General features: G+C 69.4%; 7 protein-coding genes and 1 pseudogene. All 8 read left to right on the forward strand.

Annotation, left to right across the window (positions count from 1 at the left end):
- The coding region (locus tag BGN97_RS04985; protein ID WP_292698543.1) for a hypothetical protein at positions 1 to 514 on the forward strand (514 nt) is incomplete at its 5' end.
- Between the two features lie 14 nt (positions 515 to 528).
- Positions 529 to 1,725 (forward strand): M23 family metallopeptidase, encoded by a 1,197-nt coding sequence (locus BGN97_RS04990; RefSeq protein ID WP_292698545.1) that lies wholly within the window; start codon positions 529 to 531, stop codon positions 1,723 to 1,725.
- Positions 1,725 to 1,991: a DUF6112 family protein gene (locus BGN97_RS04995; RefSeq protein ID WP_292698546.1), complete on the forward strand. Its 267-nt coding sequence runs from the start codon at positions 1,725 to 1,727 to the stop codon at positions 1,989 to 1,991. Before BGN97_RS04990 ends, BGN97_RS04995 begins: the two co-directional genes overlap by 1 nt.
- 120 nt (positions 1,992 to 2,111) lie before the next feature.
- A complete protein-coding gene (locus BGN97_RS05000; RefSeq protein ID WP_292698547.1) occupies positions 2,112 to 2,381 on the forward strand; it encodes a DUF6112 family protein in 270 nt (89 codons plus the stop codon).
- Positions 2,382 to 2,415: 34 nt separating this feature from the next.
- Positions 2,416 to 3,879: a conjugal transfer protein TrbL gene (locus BGN97_RS05005; protein WP_292698548.1), complete on the forward strand. Its 1,464-nt coding sequence runs from the start codon at positions 2,416 to 2,418 to the stop codon at positions 3,877 to 3,879.
- A gap of 6 nt (positions 3,880 to 3,885) precedes the next feature.
- Complete coding sequence (locus tag BGN97_RS05010; RefSeq protein WP_292698549.1) at positions 3,886 to 5,346, forward strand: SCO6880 family protein; 1,461 nt, start codon at positions 3,886 to 3,888, stop codon at positions 5,344 to 5,346.
- A gap of 25 nt (positions 5,347 to 5,371) precedes the next feature.
- Positions 5,372 to 6,592 (forward strand): hypothetical protein, encoded by a 1,221-nt coding sequence (locus BGN97_RS05015; protein WP_292698550.1) that lies wholly within the window; start codon positions 5,372 to 5,374, stop codon positions 6,590 to 6,592.
- A gap of 35 nt (positions 6,593 to 6,627) precedes the next feature.
- Positions 6,628 to 7,657, forward strand: a pseudogene (locus BGN97_RS05020) (ATP-binding protein); the annotation flags it as partial.

Raw genomic sequence — 7,657 nt, forward strand, 5'->3', positions numbered from 1 at the left:
CGTGAGCATGAGCGAGCGGCCGGGGCCGGAGAAGATCGCGGCGACGGGTGACCCGGAGGAGTTCGCTCGCCGGGTCGCGGGCGCGTTGTTCGCGTGGGATACGGCCTCGAGTTCTGGCCCCGCCGACTACGCCCAAGTCCTCATCGACGCCGGCGACCCCTCCGAACTCGACGCCCTCGCCTCGGATGTGCGCTCATACCTACCGACAACGGAGGCGTGGGTGCAGTTGAAGACCTACCAGGCCCGGCAGTGGCTCACCATCGACACCGCCGACGTCCCGAAGGCCTGGGAGACCGCCGTAGCGCAGGCCGCACCGGGGCAGCTCCCCACAGGTGCGACCGCGTACACGATCACCGGCACGAGGCACCGGACCGGCACGTGGGGTACGACGCCGCAGGATGCGTCCCGGTCGGTGTCGTTCACGGTGTTCATCGCCTGCCCGAGACCGGCACCGGAGTTCCACGGCACCTGTTCGCTGGTGCGGCTCTCCGACCTCGACAACCCCCTCCGATAAGGCGGGGTGCTCTCATGTTGAAGAAGCTGCTGGGGATCGGCCTCGCGTTGGTGTTCCTGGGGCCGTCGACGGCGCTGGTCGGGGTCGGGGTGCTGATGAACCCGTCCTCGACCGCGGCGGCAACTTGCCTGTCGGGGTCGCTCGTGGTGGGGCCGGTCCCGGACTCGCTGACCGCGACGACGAAGGACGGCACTACGGTCACGCTGAACAAGTCCCAGCTCACGCATGCCGCGACGATCATCACGGTCGGCTCGCAGACCGCCGGCGTCGGCCGCCCCGGCGTCATCATCGCGATCATGGCCGCACTGACCGAATCAAGCCTGCGGATGCTCGCGAACACGGGCACCTACCCCGAGTCCGCCGACTATCCGAACGACGGCAACGGCGGCGACCACGACTCGTTGGGACTGTTTCAGATGCGCCCGCAATCCGGGTGGGGCACGGTCGCGGACCTCATGGACCCGAACTATCAGGCGCGGGCGTTCTTCGGCGGCCCGGACGGACCCAACTACCCGTCACCGCGCGGGCTGCTGGACATTCCGGGATGGCAGCAACTCGACCCCGGCGAAGCAGCGCAGTCGGTCGAGGTCAGCGCGTATCCCGACAGGTATCAGAACTACCAGCCCGTCGCGGAAGCGATCGTGACGGCGCTGACGAAGTCCGCCTCCTCGAACGGCGACGGCGGCACGGAGGCAGACCCGACCGTGCCGGAGACCCGCACGATCGTCTTCCCCCTGCCCGAAGGAACCTGGGTGAAGACGTCGCCGTTCGGGTGGCGTACCGATCCCATCGACGGCGACCGGCGCTTGCACGCGGGCACCGACTTCGCCGCCCCGGATGGCACCCCGATCCTCGCGACCGCGGATGGCGTCGTGGTCCGCGCCTCCTACACCGATACCGACGGGGGCTCCATCGTCATCAACCACACCGTGAACGGCGAGCTCGTCGCATCGGAGTATCACCACATGTGGCAGACCGGCATCTACGTCACGGTCGGCGAGACCGTCACCGCCGGGCAGCACATCGGCGACGTCGGCAGCTCGGGGCACTCGACCGGGCCGCATCTGCATTTCGAGATCCACCCCGGCGGGATCAGCCAGCCCGCGATCGACTCCGATGTCTGGCTCACCGACCACCACGCCGAAGGCATCCAACCCGGCGACACGCAACCTGCGACCTGCACCGCGAACACGAGCACGGGAGGCCAGTGATGAACGTGTTTCCCGACTTCGGGGCCGTGAACGGCTCTGACCAGCTCAGCCAGGTCGTCGGTGCGCTGCTGATGTTCGTCCTCATCATCGCCGTGCTCATGCTGATCGTCTGCGCGATCACCTGGGCCATCGCCTCCTCCCACGGCAACCACCACGCCGCCGCCAAAGCCCGCACCGGCCTGTTCGTCGCCGTCGGCGCGGCAGCCCTCGCGGGTGCCGGGGTCGCGTGGGTCAACTTCCTGCTGAACGTCGGCGACACCTTATAGCCGCATTCGCTTCCGAGACTGCGCCCCGCATCCCAGCCCCCGAGGGATGCGGGGCGCGCTGCTGTGCACCTGACGGGCGAGAACACCTCTCCACCGTTTCGACCCTCTCAGGAGCATCCCGTGATCGACATCAACCCCAACAGCGACGGGCTTCCCGGCATCGAGCAGCTGCGCACCATCGTCGGCGCCGTCATGACCATCGGCCTCATTCTCTCCGTCCTCGCGCTCATCGTCAGCGCCATCATCTGGGGCTTCGGATCGAACTCCTCGAACCCGCACCTCGCGAGCCGCGGGAAGGTGGGCGTGCTCATCTCCTGCGGGGCCGCGATCATCTGCGGTGCCGCGGTGACGTTGATCAACTTCTTCTGGAACGTGGGCCAGTCGGTATGACCCCGCACCCCGCCCAAGACGGGGGTGACGGGTCATGAGCGTCTGCGACATTCCCGTCATCTCCAACGTCTGCGATGCCGTCGGCGATGGCGTCGCCACCCTCATCTCCGCCCCGTTCGACTGGCTCGCCCAGGCGATGGGCGCCGCCGCCGGCTGGCTGTTCGAGTCGGTCTGGACCGTCATGGACACGACCACGCTGGTTGACCTCACCGGCGGCGAGTACGTCGGCGTCTACAACGTCCTGTTCGGGGCCGCGATCTTCCTGTTCTTGATCTTCTTCTGCCTGCAGCTCATCACCGGGCTCATACACCGCGACCCGACCGCCCTGTCTCGTGCGGGCCTTGGGCTGGCGAAGAGCGTGCTCGGGTCATTCGTGATCCTGACCGTCACGGGGCTGCTGCTGGAAATCACCGACCAGCTCTCCGTGGGGATCGTTCAGGCGACCGGGAACACGATGGAGACGATGGGCGACCGCATCGCCCTCCTCGCCGCCGGGTTCGCGGGCATCAACATCGCCGCACCCGGCGTCGGCGCCATTCTGACGATCTTCCTCGCGGGCCTGGCGATCAGCGCGGCGGCGATCGTGTGGTTCTCCCTCCTCATCCGCAAGGCACTCTTGCTGGTCGCGGTGGTGTTCGGACCGGTCGCCCTCGCTGGCGCGAACTGGGATGCGACCAAGGGCTGGTTCGGGAAATGGGCCAGCTTCGTCATTGCTCTCATCGTGTCCAAGTTGGTCCTGGTCGTGATCTTCCTCGTCGCGGTCGCGCAGATGTCGGCCCCGATTGAGTTCGACCTGGCCTCGATCAGCGACCCCATCGCCGGCGTCGTCCTCATGGGCGTCGCGGCCTTCGCGCCGTACATCACCTACAAGTTCGTCTCGTTCGTCGGGTTCGATATGTACCACGCGATGAGCTCCGAACAGGAAGCCAAGCAAGCCCTCAACCGTCCCGTGCCGATGCCGGGAAAGTCCTCCGGTGACGAACCGAAGAAGGTGCTCGACGGAGGCGACGGCGGAGGCGGAGGCGGTGGGAGTAATCCGCCGCCACCGCCCGGAGGAGGCGGCGGTGGAGGGGGCACCCCGCCCCCGACGCCGCCTTCCGGCGGCGGAACAGCCAGCGCGAGCGCCGCGCCGGCCTCCGCTGGTGCAGGCGCGAGTGCAGGCGGCGGTGCGAGTGCCGGGGCCGCTGGTGGTGGGGCTGCGGCCGCTGGCCCGGTCGGGCTCGCCGTGGTCGCCGGGGCTGCCGTGGTGAAGGGTGCCGCGACCGCCGGGCCGAAGGCCGGTGCCGCGGTCGGAGGTGCGGCGGAAGGTCACGCGGGCGCTGCGTCCGAGTCGGCATCCCCGCCGCCGGTACCTCCCGCACAGCAACAGCCCGGCAACACGCCCGCCCCGTCGTCGCCGTCGGCTCCGGCTCCGCAGGCGCCCGCGGCGCCGTCGAGCGGGCCACGCTCTGATCCGCCGCCGGCCCCGCCGGTTTCTGCTCCGTCTGGAAAGGACTGACCTCTCATGGCTACCAACAGCGCGGCGGAGTATCCGCTGCATCCGGTGCAGTTCTCCCGCCTGACCAAGCGGGGCATCATGCTCGGCCTGTCGCTGTCGCAACTGATCGTCCTCGGCATCGCCGTGCTCACCCTCGTCGCCGCCTTGTATGTCGGCGGCGGGATGGCGCTCGCCTGGACCTCACCCGTCTGGGGCACCTCGGCTCTGCTGGCCGTGGTGCCCTCGGGAGGGCGGAAGGTCATCGAATGGGTGCCGATCCTTGCCCGCTGGACGATCCGCGTCTATGGCGGGCAGCTCCTGTTCCGCACCCGCATCATCAAACCCCGTCCCGCGGGCACCCTCGCCCTACCGGGCGATGCGGCAGCTCTGCGGGAATGGGAGGACCCGGAGACCGGGGCCGCGATGATCCACGACCCCCACGCCCAAACCCTCACCGCGATCCTCGGCGTCTCACATCCCGCCTTCGTCCTCCTCGACCCCGGCGAGCAGCAACGCCGCGTCTCAGGGTGGGGCCGCGTCCTCGCCGCCGCCTGCCGATCCGGGCGGATCGCCCGTATCCAGGTGTCGGAGCGGACCCTGCCGGACTCCGGCACGGGGCTTGCGGAGTGGTGGCGGGCGCACGGCGTCGATGACGGTTCTTGGGCGGCGACGACCTATCGGGAGCTCATCGACCGTGCGGGACCTGCCGGGGAACGCCACGCCACGACCATCAGCCTGGCGCTGGACATGAAGGCCGCGACCCGGCAGATCAGGACCGCGGGCGGCGGGATACGCGGCGCCGCCGCCGTGCTCCGGCAGGACATGACCACCCTGACCACGGCGCTGCGGGCAGCGGAACTCACCTCGACCGGGTGGCTCACACCGGGCGAGGTTGCCGTCATCCTCCGCTCGGCCTACGACCCCGCCGCCGCCGCGTCGCTGGAACGACACGGGGCACTGGGGCGAGACCTGGCGACGGCGGGGCCGGTCGCGGTGACGGAGACGTGGGAACGGCTGCGCTCCGACTCCGCCTTCCACGCCGTCCTCTGGATCTCAGAGTGGCCCCGCTCCCAGGTGTTCCCTGGGTTCCTCGCCCCGCTCGTGCTGTCGAACGGCGTGCTGCGGACGCTCGCGCTGCATTACACGCCGGTCCGGGCGGATCAGGCCGCCCGTGACCTGCGGAAGAAGAAGACCGAGCTCATCAGCGACGCGGCACAACGGCGAAAGATCGGGCAAGTCGAAGACGCGAGTGCCAGCGCGGAGCTCGATGACGTGCTGCAACAGGAAGCCGACCTCACCGCCGGGCACGGCGTGCTCCGTGTCTCTGGGCTCGTCTCCGTCTCCGCGCCGACCGCGGACGAGCTCGACGCGGCGGTGTCGGCGATCGAGCAGGCCGCTATCCAAGCCTCCTGCGAGACCCGCCGGCTGGTCGGTCAGCAAGCCCAAGCGTTCACGGTCGCGGCGCTGCCGCTGTGCCGAAACGTCTAACCCGTTCATTCCAAGGAGATCGATCATGCCGACATTCAACGATCCGAAAGCCGATGCCGATGAGGCGTATGCGGCATTGCGGGGCCTCGCCCACGCGACCCGCACCTTCGAGAACCCCGCCGACACCTACGACGTGCTCGGAAACCTGCTCGGCGGGATGGGATCACTCGCCCAGGTCATCGACCAGCTCGCCGGCGCGCACCTGGCCGCCCGGCATCGCGCATTCGATGACACTGGTGACCAGCTCGCCGGCGAGACCGCCGCCGAAGCCGCAGGCCGGGAACTCCTCGCCGTGAAGGCGCTGCTGGACCAGGCGTATCGCGGGCTCGATGTGGCCATGTCGCAGTCCGGGAAGATCGCCTGGCACCCCGAACCCCCGGTGTCGGCACTCGGGCAGGTGAACGAGGCCGACGCCGTGCGCACCGTCGAGGAGATCGGCACGCTGAAGCTCACGGTCTGGCCGATCACCCCGCTCGGCGTGCACCACCGCTACGGGTATCTCATCGAGGACCAGGCCACCGGGGCCGTGGCCGGCGGGCGTGACCTGTTCACCGGCATCGAGCCCGTCACCCCGGAACAGGCGATGCGGGAACTCGTGATCTACCTCCAAGCCGAGGGCGACAACAGGCAACGCGCTCTCGACCATCCCGACGAGCCGGCACCGGAGCTGATGTTCCCGGAAGCGATCGCGGATGCCGCGCACGCCAACGATGCAGCCCTGGACGCCCGAGCATCATCCACTTGGCAGGGGCCGGTGCAGCTGGCTGAACTCCTCGGAGCACCGCGCGATCCCGTGCCTGAGCCGGAGAAGGCGGGGCGGTGGATCAGCGTCGTGTTCCTCCACGGCGAGGACGCAGACCACGTGCTCGACCTCATCGAGAAGAACGGCCCGGACGCCGCGATCGAACACCTCGCCGGGTACGACTTCGGCGAAGAGACCGTACAAGCAGCGCTCGCCAACGGGTACGTCTACGACGAGCCGCCGACCGGGGCGCTGGATCGCACCGCAACCCACGACGTCTACACGCTCACCTACAGCCCCTCGCTCGGACACGTCGCCCTGCTGCGAGAGTACGACGCGACCCCTGACCCGGCGCTGCTCGACATCGACGACCCCGCCCCTGTGGAGCGGCAGGAGCCGACGGCAGCGCGCGAGGCGCGATCGCCGCGGGCTGAGCGTTCGGGCTCGAGTTGGTTCGGGCGCCGCACCGGCACGGCTTCGTCGTCGCAGGGGTTGGCGCTGTGAGCCGGGAAGAGGAGCGCCTGCACACATCGACGTTGATCGACCCGGAAGGCGAACGACGCCGCAACCGCAAGGCACGCCGGCAGGCCGCGACCCGGATCGAGACCACCGCCCGCGAGACCCGCAAGGCCGACGCGAAAGCGAAATGGGAAACCGAGCAGGCCGAGAAGCGCGCGACCACCTACCTGCCCGCCTCCGGCGAGCCTGGGCCGGCGGCGCTGCGCACGCCCGGCAGGTTCCGGCTCCCCAAGCACCAAGACACCTCGGCGACGCTCGCAGGCCAGTACCCGTTCCTCGCCGAAGGCGGCCTCGGCTCGTCGGGAGTGTTCGTCGGCCAAGACCTCTACAGCGGCGGGGGCTTCGTCTATGACCCGTGGGTGCTGTACCAGCGCGGCCTCATCACCGCCCCGAACCTCGTCCTCGCCGGCATCGTCGGCTCCGGGAAGTCCTCGCTCGCCAAGAGCCTCTACACCAGGAGCCTGCCGTTCGGTCGGCGCGTCTACGTGCCTGGCGACCCGAAAGGCGAGCACACGGCGGTCGCGGAGGCTGTTGGCGGGAAGGCGATCGTCCTCGGCCACGGACTCGCCAATAGGTTGAACCCGCTCGATGAGGGACACCGCCCTTCCGGCATCTCCGACGCGGAGTGGGCCATGCAGGTCGCGTCCCGTCGCCGTGATCTGATCGGTGCGCTGGCGGAGACGGTGCTGGACCGGGCACTGTCGCCGTTGGAGCACACGGCGATCGACCTCGCCCTGACCGACGCGGTGCGGTCGGCGGACGTGCCGATCCTGCCGATGATCGTGGACCGCATCCTCGCCCCCGACCCCGCCAGCGATGAGGACGGGCGCCTTGCGGAAGACGGCCGCCTCGTCGGGCACGCACTGCGCCGCCTCGTCGCCGGCGACCTTCAAGGCCTCTTCGACGGGCCGTCAACCGTGAAGTTCGACCCCTCTCTGCCGATGGTGAGCCTGGACCTGTCGCGGGTCGCGGAGAACTCCATGCTCATCTCCGTGCTCATGACCTGCTCATCCGCGTGGATGGAATCGGCCCTCGCCGACCCGAACGGCG

The sequence above is a fragment of the Microbacterium sp. 69-10 genome (genome assembly GCF_001897945.1).
Classification (GTDB): domain Bacteria; phylum Actinomycetota; class Actinomycetes; order Actinomycetales; family Microbacteriaceae; genus Microbacterium.